Origin of the sequence: Haloechinothrix salitolerans, assembly GCF_042662605.1 — a bacterium.
GTDB classification, from domain to species: domain Bacteria; phylum Actinomycetota; class Actinomycetes; order Mycobacteriales; family Pseudonocardiaceae; genus Haloechinothrix_A; species Haloechinothrix_A salitolerans.
Genome location: NZ_JBHSXX010000001.1, coordinates 2,611,858 through 2,626,161 on the forward strand (window position 1 = coordinate 2,611,858; position 14,304 = coordinate 2,626,161).

The 14,304-nt window shown below is 64.7% G+C and carries 13 protein-coding genes and 1 CRISPR repeat array; of the genes, 8 read left to right on the forward strand and 5 right to left on the reverse strand.

The window, feature by feature from the left end:
* Nucleotide 1 precedes the first annotated feature (1 nt).
* Entirely contained in the window at nucleotides 2–679 is a 678-nt protein-coding gene (gene cas6e, locus ACFQGD_RS12345) for a type I-E CRISPR-associated protein Cas6/Cse3/CasE (RefSeq protein ID WP_345396150.1), read from the forward strand.
* A 152-nt stretch (nucleotides 680–831) separates the two neighbouring features.
* A CRISPR array of direct repeats spans nucleotides 832–1,479; the repeat unit is 28 nt; unit sequence GTGCTCCCCGCACGCGCGGGGATGATCC.
* Nucleotides 1,480–1,997: 518 nt separating this feature from the next.
* Here the strand turns inward: cas6e and ACFQGD_RS12350 are convergent.
* Entirely contained in the window at nucleotides 1,998–2,978 is a 981-nt protein-coding gene (locus tag ACFQGD_RS12350) for a formylglycine-generating enzyme family protein (RefSeq protein ID WP_345396147.1), read from the reverse strand.
* Nucleotides 2,979–3,328: 350 nt separating this feature from the next.
* Between ACFQGD_RS12350 and ACFQGD_RS12355 the strand changes: the two genes are divergently transcribed.
* Entirely contained in the window at nucleotides 3,329–4,288 is a 960-nt protein-coding gene (locus ACFQGD_RS12355; protein WP_345396145.1) for a thermonuclease family protein, read from the forward strand.
* A gap of 189 nt (nucleotides 4,289–4,477) precedes the next feature.
* Here ACFQGD_RS12355 and ACFQGD_RS12360 read toward each other — a convergent pair whose 3' ends face one another.
* Entirely contained in the window at nucleotides 4,478–5,260 is a 783-nt protein-coding gene (locus ACFQGD_RS12360) for a lipoate--protein ligase family protein (RefSeq protein WP_345396142.1), read from the reverse strand.
* Nucleotides 5,261–5,416: 156 nt separating this feature from the next.
* On the opposite strand from ACFQGD_RS12360, the gene ACFQGD_RS12365 reads away from it, so the two are divergent.
* Both ACFQGD_RS12365 and ACFQGD_RS12370 read left to right on the forward strand, forming a co-directional pair.
* Nucleotides 5,417–6,361 (forward strand): succinylglutamate desuccinylase/aspartoacylase family protein, encoded by a 945-nt coding sequence (locus ACFQGD_RS12365; protein WP_345396139.1) that lies wholly within the window; start codon nucleotides 5,417–5,419, stop codon nucleotides 6,359–6,361.
* Between the two features lie 3 nt (nucleotides 6,362–6,364).
* Nucleotides 6,365–7,447 (forward strand): pyridoxal-phosphate dependent enzyme, encoded by a 1,083-nt coding sequence (locus ACFQGD_RS12370; protein ID WP_345396137.1) that lies wholly within the window; start codon nucleotides 6,365–6,367, stop codon nucleotides 7,445–7,447.
* Nucleotides 7,448–7,459: 12 nt separating this feature from the next.
* Here the strand turns inward: ACFQGD_RS12370 and neuC are convergent, their stop codons facing one another.
* Both neuC and ACFQGD_RS12380 read right to left on the reverse strand, forming a co-directional pair.
* Nucleotides 7,460–8,659 carry a UDP-N-acetylglucosamine 2-epimerase gene (gene neuC / locus ACFQGD_RS12375; protein ID WP_345396135.1) on the reverse strand — a complete coding sequence of 400 codons (1,200 nt, stop codon included), beginning with the start codon at nucleotides 8,657–8,659 and terminating at the stop codon, nucleotides 7,460–7,462.
* Between the two features lie 309 nt (nucleotides 8,660–8,968).
* Nucleotides 8,969–10,167 (reverse strand): IS3 family transposase gene (locus tag ACFQGD_RS12380; RefSeq protein WP_345398863.1). Its coding sequence is split into 2 segments (ribosomal slippage): nucleotides 8,969–9,909 and nucleotides 9,909–10,167, totalling 1,200 coding nucleotides; the frame shifts between segments, so codons are not numbered across the junction.
* A 66-nt stretch (nucleotides 10,168–10,233) separates the two neighbouring features.
* Here ACFQGD_RS12380 and ACFQGD_RS12385 point away from each other — a divergent pair.
* The 4 genes from ACFQGD_RS12385 (at nucleotide 10,234) to ACFQGD_RS12400 (ending at nucleotide 13,266) form a co-directional block, all read left to right on the forward strand.
* Nucleotides 10,234–11,052 carry an SMP-30/gluconolactonase/LRE family protein gene (locus ACFQGD_RS12385; RefSeq protein WP_390221045.1) on the forward strand — a complete coding sequence of 273 codons (819 nt, stop codon included), beginning with the start codon at nucleotides 10,234–10,236 and terminating at the stop codon, nucleotides 11,050–11,052.
* The gene (locus tag ACFQGD_RS12390; RefSeq protein WP_390221046.1) at nucleotides 11,049–11,741 is read left to right on the forward strand and encodes an SDR family NAD(P)-dependent oxidoreductase; all 693 of its coding nucleotides are present in this window, start codon (nucleotides 11,049–11,051) and stop codon (nucleotides 11,739–11,741) included. Before ACFQGD_RS12385 ends, ACFQGD_RS12390 begins: the two co-directional genes overlap by 4 nt.
* Before the next feature lie 27 nt (nucleotides 11,742–11,768).
* Nucleotides 11,769–12,967 (forward strand): IS3 family transposase gene (locus ACFQGD_RS12395; RefSeq protein ID WP_345398863.1). Its coding sequence is split into 2 segments (ribosomal slippage): nucleotides 11,769–12,027 and nucleotides 12,027–12,967, totalling 1,200 coding nucleotides; the frame shifts between segments, so codons are not numbered across the junction.
* Between the two features lie 47 nt (nucleotides 12,968–13,014).
* Nucleotides 13,015–13,266, forward strand: coding sequence for an SDR family NAD(P)-dependent oxidoreductase (locus ACFQGD_RS12400; protein ID WP_390221143.1), 252 nt, complete (start codon nucleotides 13,015–13,017; stop codon nucleotides 13,264–13,266).
* Nucleotides 13,267–13,405: 139 nt separating this feature from the next.
* Here the strand turns inward: ACFQGD_RS12400 and ACFQGD_RS12405 are convergent, their stop codons facing one another.
* Nucleotides 13,406–14,224 carry an MFS transporter gene (locus tag ACFQGD_RS12405; RefSeq protein ID WP_345398871.1) on the reverse strand — a complete coding sequence of 273 codons (819 nt, stop codon included), beginning with the start codon at nucleotides 14,222–14,224 and terminating at the stop codon, nucleotides 13,406–13,408.
* Nucleotides 14,225–14,304: the final 80 nt, after the last annotated feature.

The following is a 14,304-nucleotide window of genomic DNA, read 5'->3' on the forward strand; positions in this document are numbered from 1 at the left end:
CATGTTCCTGACGAAGATGCAGATCAATCCGCAGCGGAGGGGTGCGCGCCGCCTGTTGTCATCGCCGCAGGCGATGCACGCCGCTGTTCTCGCTGGGTTCGCCGACGCTCGACCGACCGAGGAGGGCAGGGTGCTGTGGCGGGTCGACACTTACGGCACACATCGGGTGTTGTTATTCATTGCCAGCCCTGACAAGCCTGACCTCACACATCTCGTCAAGCAGGCCGGGTGGTCCACAACAGAGGCGTGGCGGACCGGTTCCTACGACAACCTGCTGGAATCGCTGCGTACTGGCCAGCGCTGGCAGTTTCGTCTCACCGCGAACCCGGTCCGCTCCGGCAGGCGCGACACCTGGACCGAGACGAAACCACTCGGCCACGTCACGGTTCGGCAGCAGCAGCAATGGCTGCTCGACCGGGTTGAACGTCTCGGGTTCCAGATTCCTGCCAGTCGCGTCGGCGAAGGCGAGGCCGACGTCGCCGTCGTTGACCGGGCGATACGGCGTTTCAACCGCAACGGATCGCGCGTCACCATTTCCACCGCGACCTTCGAAGGCCACCTCGAAATCAGCGACGCTGCCGCGCTACGGCGATCTCTGACATTCGGCATTGGGCGCGCGAAGTCGTACGGCTGCGGCTTATTGACGCTTGCCAAGCCAACCAAGGACGCGGCGACATGAGCACCGTAGGCGGACGCCCGAACAGACCGTGCGGAAACGCCGCCGGGTCCGGCGGAAGTTCCGCAAGATGGCGCGGGCCTGCGCTATCCGCCTGTGAATCCAAAGTGAATGAAAATCCAGCCACGTCACACAATCGATGCAGGTCAACAAGTGTGCTCCCCGCACGCGCGGGGATGATCCGTTTTCGGCGATCATGCCCCAGAAGTCGAACCCGTGCTCCCCGCACGCGCGGGGATGATCCCTCACCACGTTCCCGATCGCCGTTCAGCTTGACGTGCTCCCCGCACGCGCGGGGATGATCCGCAGCCGCTTTCCGACACGACTGTCGTGTGGAGTGCTCCCCGCACGCGCGGGGATGATCCCTCCCGCCCATGTCTTCGGCGGTTCAACGGCGAGTGCTCCCCGCACGCGCGGGGATGATCCGCTTCCCGTGGGGTGCCGTTGATGTTGCGGCCACCGTGCTCCCCGCACGCGCGGGGATGATCCGCGATTCCCCGGCAAGCTGACAATGCTGCTGCGGTGCTCCCCGCACGCGCGGGGATGATCCCACCATCACCACCATCACCACCTGGGCGCGCGACATCGCCGAGTGCTCCCCGCACGTGCGGGGATGATCCGGCATTCCACTCCAAGAACGACGACTTCGAGAAGTGCTCCCCGCGCGCGCGGGGATGATCCCAACAAGCCGATCGTTGGCCCGCTGAACGGCCAGTGCTCCCCGCACGCGCGGGGATGATCCCCGCGACGCTCGAGCCGTGGGCCAGGTATCGATGTGCTCCCCGCACGCGCGGGGATGATCCGTCCTCCGCCTGCACCTCGATCGAGTTGAGCAGGTGCTCCCCGCAGGCGCGGGGGATGATCCGCGCAGTGACGAGGTGATAGCGCACCGCACCGCGTGCCGCGAACGCTGGGATGATACGGGATGGGGCAAAGTCCCGCTGGTCGCCGTGATGTACTACCCACGGACGCGGGGTGGCCCGCCTTGCGGGATGTGAATGGTCGTCGTGTCATCCCGTGTGCGGTCGGTGAAGTTTCACGACCGCCAGCGGGTAATCAAATGGCCGTCACTTGGGCAGCATCTCGGGATCTCGGCGTACTTTTTGGTGCGCGCGAGATGCGTCTTGTGGCTGCCGACACGCGCGTCACGCTGGTCCGGATCAATCAAATGGCATGACAGCCGCCCGTTCGACACGACGGACCTCGCGCTTGATGGTCCATCGATCGCAGCCTCCGGGTCGGATGACACAACGCCCATGATCGCCGTCAGCCGGACCGGGGCCACTGTGACGGAGGCGCGGCGCCGTGGCTACCCGCCCCGTCAGCTGTCGACGTCCGCCACGCACCGGAAGCCGGTGTTGCTCGCTGAACTGTCCGGGGTGTTGTGGGTGCGGGCCGCGACGCGGTAGCGGTTGCAGTACGAGTCGTGGCAGAGGAAGCTGCCGCCTCGAACGACATGTTCGTCGCCGTCAGGCGGGCCGGGCGGGTCGATCCGCGTCTCGGGGCACTCGTCGGCATGCCAGGTGGCGCTCCAGCGGTCGGCGCACCACTCCCACACGTTGCCCGCCACCTCGTAGAGCCCGTAGCCGTTAGGCGGGTACGACTTCACCGGTGCGGTGCCGAGGTAGCCGTCCTCCTCGCTGTTGTGCGCGGGAACGCCGCCCTGCCAGATGTTGCAGCGCCATCGGTTCTTCGGGATCAGCTCGTCGCCCCAGGCGAATCGTGCCTGGTCGAGACCGCCTCGTGCGGCGCGTTCCCACTCCGCCTCCGTGGGCAGGCGTTTGCCAGCCCACGCAGCGTAGGCGGCGGCGTCGTGCCAGGACACATGTACTACGGGATGTTGCGGGCGGTGCGCGTTCGACGTCCCTGGGCCTTCCGGAGTGCGCCAGGTCGCGCCGGAGATTGCCCGCCACCACGGCGCGCCGGGCACGACGGCGTCCATCAGGTGTGGGCGCTGCTCGGGGCCGACGAGCAAGTGGAACACGAACGACCAGCCGAACCGCTCCGCGTCCGTCTCGTAGCCTGTCGCCTTGACGAAGGTCGCGAACTGCCGATTGGTGACCGTGGTGGCATCGAAAAGGAACGGCGACAGTGTGACGGTGCGGATCGGGCCTTCGCCGTCGTCGGGGAAGGCGTCCGGGTCGTCGCCGCCCATGCGGAACGCCCCGCCGGGGATGCGGACCATTCCACGCACGACGTCGGCGCGGCTGCGCTCCGGTGGCGTGAACGGGAGCGCGGGGCTGTTGCGCGTCCGCTCCGCCACCGCGCCGCCCTCCGTGCGCGGACCACAGCACGCCGACATCGACTCTCACCTCACCTGACCAGCTGTCCGTGAGAGTCTATTCAGTGAAATACCTAGTGCAAACGAACCAGGCTAGGTCTTTGCCTATGGCGACCGACTCGCGCATGTCCATCAGACTGCGCGTAATGAGCTCGACTGCTCGGCCGGTCAATGCGGGCAACCTCTTGTGGATCCCTGATCTCTAGCTCGCTGTCGCTCCGTGACCACTACTACGCAGGCTCACCACTCGCTAGCGGAGCAGTAACGAGTCGACATCGAATGCTGCAGGGCTGTGACGGGGATCACGCGACATTCGATGCAACTAGTGCGGCATATGCGGCACACATGACTTTAAAGGGAGATTACGCCATATGGTGGTTGTGTTCGGACTCTTCCTACTCGGAACTGTCCTCGTCGTAATCATGGCGTTCGTCAAGGACAGTCCGGTGCGTCAGTGGTACGCGAGCCGTCCACATCCTGGACGCGCGATCGGTCTGTCTGTCGTCGCTTGGGTACTTGTAGCCGCTGTTTTGTCGCCGGAAACATCGGATGAAACATCTGGCACCCCGACAGCAAGCACGTCCACGCCTTCCGAGACGACGACACCAACCACGACCTCGGAAGTGGAGAAGAACACACGGCCGGCTGGTGCACCAGCGAATGTCCCGTCGGACGTTCAGGAGGCAAAGGTACGTCGCATCGTTGATGGCGACACGTTGAAGCTTGCCGCGACTAATGGACGGGGACCTCTACCCAGTAGTGCGCAGGTCGATGTGCAGCTGCTTGAGATCGATACACCTGAGACTAAGCACCCTAGTAAGCCGGTGCAGTGCTATGGCCCCAAGGCGACCTCCCACCTGAAGAACCTGGTGCCGCCCGGCAGCACGGTCTGGGTTCAGCGGGATGAGGAGCTGCGTGACCAGCACGGGCGTCATCTTCTGTACTTGTGGAACGACAACGGTGTTTTCGTGAACCTCAAGATGGTCGCGAGTGGCCACGCGAAGGCTGTGTTGCACCAGCCAAACGACCTTCACTGGAAGCAAATCAGCGAAGCCGGACGCAAAGCGAAATCGCGTGATGCGGGACTGTGGGGCGCATGCTCGCACTTTGGCGCACGGAAGTACACGCCGAAGCCCGAACCTAAGCCGCAGCCCGAACCCGAGCCACAGCCTCAGCCAGCGCCTGAACCGCAACCGGCCCCGGGAGTCGTGAGCTATCCCTACCCACCTGACAAGGACTGCGGTGAGATCCCTGAGCGCAACTTCCGTGTACAGGAAGGTGATCCGCACGGTTTCGACGCGGACGGCGATGGGATCGGGTGCGAAAGCTAGCGAGGAGTTGGCGACGACTCTCGGCGCCTGACCAGCTTGTTTGACGTCGCCATGGCAACGGTATGCCGAAACGATCGCTGTGCCGTGGTCACCTGGACGGCATTGGCGTGGTCACTTGGCCGCTAGGTGCGTGGTCATCTGGACGGTTGCTTTATGGTCACTTGGCCGCCAGCAGTAAATGTCTGACGCTCAAAGAATCCGATGGTCATCGATGAGCGCGTGGGCGAGGCGAGTGGTCTCGGCGTCCAAGCTGGTCGCCGCCAGTTCATCGTGCGTGCCGTACTCGGCCAAGACCGCCGTTTCCAGCCGGTCAAGCGACAGCTCAGGCAGCTCGTCCCGTATCGAGCCGACGGAGGCGACGTCGAACGGCAGATCGAGTGCACGGTAGACATCGGGAAGCACCGCACGCAGCACTTCGGCATCATTATGAATCGCGACCGCGCTGAACAGCCACGCACCTTTGATGACCCGCTGTGCGGTCCCGACAAGCTTCACCACGCCACGTGCGTTGACGCTGTACGCGCCAGGGCAGTACTCGCCAGGAACCTCGCCAACGCGAGCGTCGATCCCGAACTCGGACAGCACCTGCGCCCAGAGCTTGCCGTAGGTGGCGAACCGTTCGTCCATGCCGCCGAGCGTGTCGCTGTGCGGATGGATGTGGTCGACGACCAGCGAGTTCTCGGTGTAGGCAACGGCACGTCCGCCTTGCGGGCGTACGACCGGCGTAAATCCGGCCGCTCGAGCGGCGTCCACCGCGGTGTGGAACCCGGGTCGACGGGTATCGCGCCTCCCGAAGGCCACCACCCGCGACTGCGGCCGATAGACCCGGAGCACCGCACCCGGCGACACAGTGTCGGGAACGGGGGACACGGCGCCGGCGGGAGCGGCACCGACTCGCCGCAGCAGCGCGTGCGTCACGGCGATATCCCACGCCGGGTCAGTCGCACCGAACGCGCCGCGCAGCAGATCCACGCAGGCAAGATTACGACAGCTGAAACCGCTGGACGACATCGTGGGCGCGCTGGGGGTACGAAATCACGGTCGCGGCAAACCGAGGACGCTCGGCTGCTACATATCTGCACCGAACAGTAGTTGCCATAGTAAAATAGCCATTTCACCATAATCACCATGGTGGCGACTTTCTCCGGCAAGCCAACGCAGGAGCGAATCGCGCTGCCCAGCGGTGTCACCATCATCACGTTGCGGGGGCACCGCTCTGGACCGACAGTCTCCCTCCTCGGCGGTGTCCACGGCGACGAAGACGAAGGCGTGCTTGCGGTCCTGCGAGTACTGGACGAGCTGCGGGCGTCCGAGCTGACCGGCACTGTCCACGCTGTCGCGACGGCGAATCCCATGGCCTGGGCAGCGCAGAGCCGGATGAGCCCACTCGACGGGGAGAACCTCGCACGGTGCTTCCCCGGCACAGGCGATGGACCCACCCACCACCTCGCCGCCGACATCACCAGCCACCTCATCAGAGGCGCCGATCTGCTGGTCGATCTTCATTCAGCTGGCCTGCGCTACCGCATGCCGCTCATGTGCGGGTTCGTCAGCGACGTCGAGGCAGCCGACCAGTCGCGGCGGGCTGCGGAAGCGTTCGGCACCCCGCTGATCTGGGCGCATACGGACCCATCACCGGGGCGCAGCCTGTCCGTCGCAGCCGAACTCGGCCTCCCCGCGATCTACGCCGAGTGTTCCGGCGGCGGCAGCATCCGGCAACACGAACTCGACACGTATGTGTCCGGTGTCCTCGCGGTGCTCGCTGACCTGGACATGCTCCCGAATGCCCAGTGCACCGATGACAGGAAGGAAACGCGATGGGTGTACGGGTCTGGCGACCTGGATGCCGGGATGCAAGCGAAGCGCGACAGCCTCTTCGTGAGCGCCGTGAACGCTGGCGACATCGTAGACGTCGACGACGAGATCGGCCGATGCTACGACTACCAGGGCCACTTGCTCGAGGCCGTGCGCGCACCTCGCCCCGGTATGGTCATGTTCCTCCGCAGGCAGGCCCGCACTCTGGCCGATGACGTCTTGTTCGTGCTGGCTGACCTCACGCCTCGGCAGGAGTAGCCCATGGCATCCGGGGGCTTGTGCCGATTCGCCGCGGACTTGCCCACCGTGGAGCGGTTCGTCAGTCTCGGTGAAGGTGACACTCCCTGCATCGAACTGTCGGTGTTAGCCAAGCGTCTGGGGCTACGACGGTTGTCGGCCAAGATGGAGTCGCAAAACCCAACCGGGTCCTATAAGGACCGGATTGCCGCGATGTCGCTCTCCTTGGCACTGCAGCACGGCCACCCGGGCTGGATCGGCACCTCATCCGGCAACGCCGGGCTGTCGATGGCCGCCTACGGCACGCGCGCGGGCATGTCCGGCTTCCTCTGCATGGTCGCAACCGCGCCGCAGGAGAAACGCCTGGCGCTGCTGCCGTACGCCGTCGAGGTCGTCAGCATTGATGGCGTTGGTCGCGAGGGAACAGCTCGGGTGGCCACCGCGCTCATGGAGCAGGTCCGCCTGGCAGCGGAGCAGCAGAACCTGTTCCTTGGCATCACCGCACACGCGTTCAACCCGTCTGGGATGCGCGGAGTCGACACCATCGGATACGAGCTCGCGGAGCAAACCCCGGACGCCACCCATGTGTACGTCCCGACGGGCGGCGGCGGACTGCTGTCCGCGATCGCCCGGGGGCTGCTACATCGCGACATGCCCGCGAAGGTGATCGCCTGCCAACCGTCCGGATGCGCGCCGATCGTCGCCTTCCTCGACGGAACCAGCGACGCGCCAGCGATGTCTCGCTGTGACAGCGACATCTCCGCGCTGCAGTTGCCGCACCCACCGGACGGCACGCTCGCCGCCACCGCAGTCGAGACGTCCGGCGGCTGGGGGACGGCACCGGACGACGCCGCGATCCTCGAGGCGCAACGCCTGCTCGCCAAGACCGAAGGCGTCTTCGTCGAGCCCGCATCGGCGGCGTCCCTCGCGGCCGTGTTCCACGACGTTGATCGTGGACGTCTGCAGCCCACCGACCGTCCCGTTCTCGTGCTCACCGGGGCGGGTTGGAAGGACCTCGCGCGATTCGAAGCCGACGACGCACGCGTGCCACTGATCACCGTGGACGATGTGGCGAGCCGCGTCGACAAGTGGTGCAGCAGCCTCTGAATCCCGTTCCGTTCACGCCTCGGCGTCGCCACTCGCGGAAAACGCAGTTGGCAGATCGAAGAACCGCTTCGGGACCAGCGAGTCGAGATCGACCTTCTTAAGGACCTCGACGATCCGGTTCGTTGCCTTGCCATCGCCATACGGTGACTGGGCGTGCTGTGCACGTTCCTGCAGCTCGACGGAAAGCGCTCGGTCGATCGCGGCGCGCACGTCGGCAGCCGTCTCACCACAGTCGATCACCGACTCGGCTCGTGGTCTGCCTTCCTGGCGCGATCCAATGTTCACGGTCGCTGTATGAAGCGCTGGCGTCTCTGTGAGACCACTGGACGAGTTACCGACCACGACGTTCGCATGGTGGATAAGACTCAGGTAAGGCAGCTTTCCGAGCGAGGGAACCAGGATCGCTTGCCGTGGATGGTTAGCGACGTAATCATCGATCAGCTTCGCGAGGGAATTGCCGCCCTGATCCACGTTCGTGCCGGTGAAGACCACAGCGGCGTCAGGGAAGTGTTCGAGTGCATCGAGGAGAGCGACCAGGCCTTCGTGACTCGCGTCCGGGTTGGCGGTGACCGGGTGATACGTGACCACGATGGTCGGCTCGGTGAGTTCGCGGCCGTAGATGGACGCCCAGGCATCGCGCCCGATGAGCGGCGCGTTCACGACTGAATCAATCGTTGGCGCACCGGTGTTGAACACAGTGTCGGGGTGTTCCCCTAGCTGAATGACACGTCGACGCATGTCCTCAGAAGCGGTGAAGTGCACGTGGGACATCTTCGTGATGGCGTGACGAACCGGATCGTCCGTCGACCCCTCGGTGACGTCGCCACCAGCAAGATGAGCCACGGGAAGCAGCCGCAACATCGCGCAGACCGCGACCGCTAGCGCCTCATAGCGGTCGCCGAGAAGGACCAGAAGGTCGGGATCGAGTCGCTCGAGCGCGTCGGCGAATCCGATGGCACCAAGACCGAACGACTTCGCGACGGCGTTCGGTGTGTCGTTGGCCAGCACCATGTCGACGACTTCGTCGGCGACGAAGCCGTCTTTGGTCACCTGGTCCAGTGTGTAGCCCTGCGCCGGCACCAGATGGCCGCCGGCGACGAGCAGCTTCAGATCGACGTCGGCATCGTCGCGAAGGGCTGTCATAACAGGTACCAGTGAGCCGTAGTCGGCACGTGAACCGGTAAAGACACATATCCGTCTGATGGTGAACACTGCCCTTTCGTGAGCTCGCCAGATCCGCGCGCCACTAGGGCGCAGAAGAGAAAACTATCCGTTCACGATTCTCGACAAACGCACGGCGAATGCCGTAGGGCGCTGTTTACGCTCTGAATCTGTGGCCAAGTCCTGCCGGTGACCTTGTATTGTTTCGACTGCGGCATAGCGAGACGCTGTTATCGCCTCGTCGCGGATTGCCAACCTTGCACCGATGAGCGAGACCTCTGTGTTTGGGCTGTCGGCGTCGGTGGTGAGTGGGTCGGTTGGGCTGCCCCGTGTTTTCCGGACTGGTGAGTTTGTGTCCTTTTATGCCGCGAACTGCTGATTCAGGTATTCGTTGCGGACTTCGTGCGGAGTTTTGTATCCCAGTGCTGAATGGATTCGTCGCCGATTGTAGTGAAGTTCGATATAGCGGGCAATATCAGTCGAAGCCCTTTTTCGTGTGGGATACACCATATGATGAACGCGCTCGTTTTTGAGGCTGGCGAAGAACGACTCGGCGAGCGCGTTATCCCAACAAATCCCGGTGCGACCGAGGGAATGTCGCAAATCGAGTTCATCCAGTTTCGCGCGATATTCGGCCGATGTATATTGGGTGCCGCGATCGCTGTGCATAATACAGCCCGACTCAAGCGTGTGATTTCGTGCGGCCATGTCGAGGGCGTCGGTGACCAATTCGGTGCGCATGTGATCGGCCATCGCGTAGCCGATGACCTCGTTGTTGAAACAATCAATCACGGTCGCCAAATACAGCCAGCCCTGCCAGGTGGAAATGAACGTGATGTCGCCGACCAGCTTGGCCCCGGGCCGGTTGGCGGTGAAGTTCCGCTCGACCAGATCTGGCACGCCGTCGGGCTGTTCAGCGCTGCGGACGGTGGTGGTGCGGTACGGCTTCAGCTGCACCGTGACCAGGCCCATCTCGCGCATGAGTTGGCGGACCGTCTCGTCATCGACCCGCTCACCAGCACGGACGAGCTCGGCATGGATCCGCCGGTAACCGTAGGTGCCGCCGAAGAGGTCAAACAGTGTCTCAATCTTGGTCTTGAGCAGTTCGCGGCGCCGCTCGGTCGCCGACGGCGGCCGGCGAAACCACTCGTAGTAGCCCGATTTCGACACATCCAGCCACGCCAGCATCTGCGTCAGGGTGGGAGCGTCCGCCACATTATGGCCCTTGTTGTGCGCGTACTCGGCGGCGATGAACTCGTACTTCTCGCTCACCGCTGCTCCCTCGCAAAGTACGCTGCCGCTTTTTTCAAAAAGGACAGTTCCATCTCCTGCTCGCGCACCCGGCGACGCAGTTCGGCGAGTTCGGCACGCTCAGACAATTCCAGCGGCGGCTCGTCCCCGGCGTGATCCTCGCGGTATTTCTTCACCCAATTAGCTAGGGTCGTTTCCCCGAGACCGTACTCGCGAGCGACCTCAGCGATCGGACGCTGCCCTTCCACAACCAGCTTCGCCGCCTGCTCACGAAATTCAGGCGTGTACTTCTGATACTTCCTTGCCACGAACCAACATCCCTTCCAGAACGGACCCTATGCGGTCCACAGTCCGGGAAATAACGGGCACCCCAGGTGGCTGAGTTGGGTGAGTCGCCGTTGTGGGTTGCGGGTGTGGGGTTGCGGTGGCTGGATGTGGCGGGGTGCCGGTTGTTCACGCTGGTGTTGGATGGCACCGAGACCAGTGTGGCGTTGTCGGGGGCGGTCACGGCGATCGAGCCGGGACCGGGTGCGGTTTTGGCGGCGGTGACCCGGTCTGGGTTCGGCACGCTTGATCCGGCGACCGGTCGGGTTGAGGAGCTGGTCCGGACCGTGCACGACGAGACCATCACGATGAATGACGGTGCGGTCGATGCCGGTGGTGCGTTGTGGGCTGGTTCGGCGGTGCGGGACGCCAGCGGCCGTGGGGCGTTGTTTCGGTTCGACGGCACCGAGGTCACCACGCAGCTGACGGGGCTGGGGATGTCCAACGGTCTGGACTGGTCCCCGTCGGGGGAGGTGTTGTATCACGTCGACACCGGCGCCGGGACGCTGACCGCGTGGGACTGCGACGTCTCCTCTGGTGGGCTCGGCGCGGGCAGGGTGGTGTGTTCGCTGCCCGCCGCCGACGGGTTGCCCGACGGGCTCACGGTCGACGCCGATGGTGACATTTGGCTCGCGATCTGGGGGCGTGGCGAGGTCTGGCGGATCGACCCCGGCACCGGGGAGACGACCGGGATCGTGCGGGTGCCGACCCGGTATCCGACCAGCTGCGTGTTCGGCGGTGACGACCTGTCGACGCTGTACATCACCAGTGCCGCCCACGACAACGCACCCGGCGGCGGCCTGGTGTATGCCGTCGACGTCCCCGCGCGAGGCCGCCTACCGCACCGCTTCACCGGAGACCCGCGATGAACGGCCGAGACACGACGCGCGGACCGAGCACGGCGAACGGGCAGGACGCGGTGCGCGGGCGGTGGCCTGCTGGTGTGGCGCTGGTGACCGGCGCGTCGCGCGGGATCGGTGCCGCCACCGCGCGCAGGCTCGCCGCCGATGGCATGGCGGTCGCGATCAACAGCTACCCGGACGAGGCCATGCTCTCGGCCGCCAAGCATGTCGCCGCCGAGATCGAGCACGCCGGTGGCCACGCGGCCGTGTATCCCGCCGATATCAGCGACGCGAGCGCGGTCGACGAGTTGTTCACCCGCTGCGAGCACGACCTGGGACGTGTCACCGCGCTGGTGCTCAACGCCGCCGCGACCGCACGCGAGCCGTGGACCGACATCACCGAAGCGACCTGGGACCACATCACCAACGTCAACCTCAAAGGCGCCTTCCTCTGTACCCGCAGGGCCTTCGGCACCACCACGACGACCGGTGACGCGTCCCGCGGCTCGACATCCAACACCCCGATGTCCGGTGGCAGCGCGGGTGGCAGCGCACACGGCACGCGGGGTGGCACGTCCGGTGGCATCGTCACCATCAGCAGCGTCCTCGCCCGGCTCGGCGCGCCCAACGCGCTGCACTACGCCACCACCAAAGCAGGTCTGCTCGGCTTCACCCGATTGGGGTGCCCGTTATTTCCCGGACTGTGGACCGCATAGGGTCCGTTCTGGAAGGGATGTTGGTTCGTGGCAAGGAAGTATCAGAAGTACACGCCTGAATTTCGTGAGCAGGCGGCGAAGCTGGTTGTGGAAGGGCAGCGTCCGATCGCTGAGGTCGCTCGCGAGTACGGTCTCGGGGAAACGACCCTAGCTAATTGGGTGAAGAAATACCGCGAGGATCACGCCGGGGACGAGCCGCCGCTGGAATTGTCTGAGCGTGCCGAACTCGCCGAACTGCGTCGCCGGGTGCGCGAGCAGGAGATGGAACTGTCCTTTTTGAAAAAAGCGGCAGCGTACTTTGCGAGGGAGCAGCGGTGAGCGAGAAGTACGAGTTCATCGCCGCCGAGTACGCGCACAACAAGGGCCATAATGTGGCGGACGCTCCCACCCTGACGCAGATGCTGGCGTGGCTGGATGTGTCGAAATCGGGCTACTACGAGTGGTTTCGCCGGCCGCCGTCGGCGACCGAGCGGCGCCGCGAACTGCTCAAGACCAAGATTGAGACACTGTTTGACCTCTTCGGCGGCACCTACGGTTACCGGCGGATCCATGCCGAGCTCGTCCGTGCTGGTGAGCGGGTCGATGACGAGACGGTCCGCCAACTCATGCGCGAGATGGGCCTGGTCACGGTGCAGCTGAAGCCGTACCGCACCACCACCGTCCGCAGCGCTGAACAGCCCGACGGCGTGCCAGATCTGGTCGAGCGGAACTTCACCGCCAACCGGCCCGGGGCCAAGCTGGTCGGCGACATCACGTTCATTTCCACCTGGCAGGGCTGGCTGTATTTGGCGACCGTGATTGATTGTTTCAACAACGAGGTCATCGGCTACGCGATGGCCGATCACATGCGCACCGAATTGGTCACCGACGCCCTCGACATGGCCGCACGAAATCACACGCTTGAGTCGGGCTGTATTATGCACAGCGATCGCGGCACCCAATATACATCGGCCGAATATCGCGCGAAACTGGATGAACTCGATTTGCGACATTCCCTCGGTCGCACCGGGATTTGTTGGGATAACGCGCTCGCCGAGTCGTTCTTCGCCAGCCTCAAAAACGAGCGCGTTCATCATATGGTGTATCCCACACGAAAAAGGGCTTCGACTGATATTGCCCGCTATATCGAACTTCACTACAATCGGCGACGAATCCATTCAGCACTGGGATACAAAACTCCGCACGAAGTCCGCAACGAATACCTGAATCAGCAGTTCGCGGCATAAAAGGACACAAACTCACCAGTCCGGAAAACACGGGGCAGCCCACACCCCTGGCCCAGGAACTCGGCGACCGAGGGATCCGCGTGAACTGCGTACTGCCCGGCGCCATCCAAACCGAGGAAGAACTCGAAGCGTTCCCGGACCAAGACGCCGTACAAGCCACCGTCTTCGACAAACAAATCCTGCGACGCCGCGGCCAGGCCAACGACATCGCCAACGTCGTCAGCTTCCTCCTCAGCCCCGACAGCGCCTTCATCACCGGACAAACCATCTGTGTCGACGGCGGCTGGACACCACTCTAAGAGCGCACGCGAGGGAAGACCGTCCCACCTTCGCCGGGGAGATTGCGCGATACGCGCCCGATCAACCGTCGTTTGTCCGTTTCCTACGACAACCCGCCCGGCGAAGCGAAAGTTCCACCGCACACAAATCCCGCTGGGCTCAGGCGCCGTCAGAACATCGGCCGAGCTGTATCGATAGCCATTCAGTTGCCCATAGCCGACGCCTATGCCGAGAACGTCGGCTCGGCGTCACCCACAGCACTGCAGCCCATGCCAGGATCCCCACTACGGTGAGTGCCGCGACAACCGCCTGCTGCCCGGCGTGTGACGCGAGCACGGCCGCCGTGATCGGTCCCGCCAGCCCGGCGACGCCCCAGCCGCTGAACACCACGCCGTAGCTGGTGCCGAACCGCGCAGCCGGTACGGCGTCGGCAGTGGCCACAGGCGTGAGCACCGATAGCGCTCCGTACTGCGCGCCTAGCGCGAACAACGCGGGTAGCGCCAACACCGGTAGTCCCTCCGGCAACAGCGCCAGCAACGCGGCGAGCAGGAGCAACGCTGTGCCGTGCAATGCCGCCGGATAGCCGATGACGTCGTCCAGCGGTCCGGCCGCCAGCCGTCCGATCACGTTTCCCGCATTAAGCAGCGCGACAGCCGTCACGACGAGCGCGGGATCACCGGCGAACGCGCCCGCGTGCGCGAACGCCACCAGCGCGGGCAAGCTGCCGAGGCTGAACAACGCCCACAGCGCAGGCACCGCACGAGCGAACCCGTGCGGGACAGGAGCGGCGGAATCGGTCGAGGCGCCGTGACCAGGCACTGCGGCACTGGTACCCGGCAGCAGCGCAGCCGCCCCGAGCAGCACGAGCCCCAGCCCCGACGCGAGGACCATGAACGTCCCCTCGCGCCCGACCGCACCCAACAGCCAGTCGGCGATTGGAGCCAGGATCACCGCGCCCGCCGCATAGGCGCTGACCACCAGCGCCACCGCGCGGCCGCGCCGGGCGTGGTTGCGACGCCGACCATGGCTACGGACAGAGCCGCTAGTGCCAGAACCGG

Coding starts and splice junctions, on each gene's coding strand:
- ACFQGD_RS12350 (WP_345396147.1), bottom strand. CDS start 2,978: ATGTCGGCGTGCTGTGGTCCGCGCACGGAGGGCGGCGCGGTGGCGGAG.
- ACFQGD_RS12370 (WP_345396137.1), top strand. CDS start 6,365: ATGGCATCCGGGGGCTTGTGCCGATTCGCCGCGGACTTGCCCACCGTG.
- ACFQGD_RS12365 (WP_345396139.1), top strand. CDS start 5,417: ATGGTGGCGACTTTCTCCGGCAAGCCAACGCAGGAGCGAATCGCGCTG.
- ACFQGD_RS12355 (WP_345396145.1), top strand. CDS start 3,329: ATGGTGGTTGTGTTCGGACTCTTCCTACTCGGAACTGTCCTCGTCGTA.
- ACFQGD_RS12390 (WP_390221046.1), top strand. CDS start 11,049: ATGAACGGCCGAGACACGACGCGCGGACCGAGCACGGCGAACGGGCAG.
- cas6e (WP_345396150.1), top strand. CDS start 2: ATGTTCCTGACGAAGATGCAGATCAATCCGCAGCGGAGGGGTGCGCGC.